We start from the raw sequence: 693 nt of genomic DNA on the forward strand, positions 1-693 counted from the left end.
TCGAACCGTCACACGGCGCGCAGCAAGATGCTACCTATTTGATGGCCTGAGTAGTAATACCTCGCCCCTCGAGGTATAGATTCCCGACATGTCCCGAGAACCCAGCCTGCGCGCCGTGTCCCGTCCTCCCCCGGACTTCACCGACCGCGCCTACTGGGCCGGGACGATCAAGATGGCCCTCAGCCGCTTCTTCGTGCTCCAGGTGCTGCACGACGGCCCGGCGCACGGCTACGACATCGCCCGGGCGGTCGAGCGGACCACCCATGGCTGCTGCCCCCCCGTCCGAAGGGGCGCTCTACCCGACGCTGCGGGAGTTCGAGCAGGGCGGCTACGTGACCTCCGAGACCGAGGTCGTCTCCGGCCGCGAGCGCCGCGTCTACACGCTGACCGACAAGGGCCGCGAGGCATTCCAGGTCGGCCTGGACGCGTGGATGGACGCCACCGCCACGCTCGCCGCGACGGGCCGCGGCGCGGCCACCCGCCGGGAGCAGGGAGGCAGCTGCGCATGCTGAACTCTCATTTATCTGAATGCATCGCCCATCGAGGCATTACTACGGAGGCCATCAAATAGGTGACGCCACCAACGCTGGGCTTATAGATTCGCCTGTACTCAGGCCAATTTTCCGCATGCGCCATGGTCGATAGGTACGTATTTGATGGCCTGAGTAGTAGTTCAGCACGGAGGACGTGACA

At 64.9% G+C, this 693-nt stretch carries 1 protein-coding gene; it reads left to right on the forward strand.

The window, feature by feature from the left end; translation table 11 throughout:
* The first annotated feature begins 263 nt into the window (after positions 1 to 263).
* On the forward strand, positions 264 to 512 hold the full coding sequence (locus tag Q7A36_RS40505; RefSeq protein WP_305109444.1) for a PadR family transcriptional regulator: 249 nt from the start codon (positions 264 to 266) through the stop codon (positions 510 to 512).
* The last annotated feature ends 181 nt before the right edge of the window (positions 513 to 693 follow it).

The sequence above is a fragment of the Paracraurococcus lichenis genome, assembly GCF_030657435.1.
In the GTDB taxonomy this organism is placed as follows: domain Bacteria; phylum Pseudomonadota; class Alphaproteobacteria; order Acetobacterales; family Acetobacteraceae; genus Paracraurococcus; species Paracraurococcus lichenis.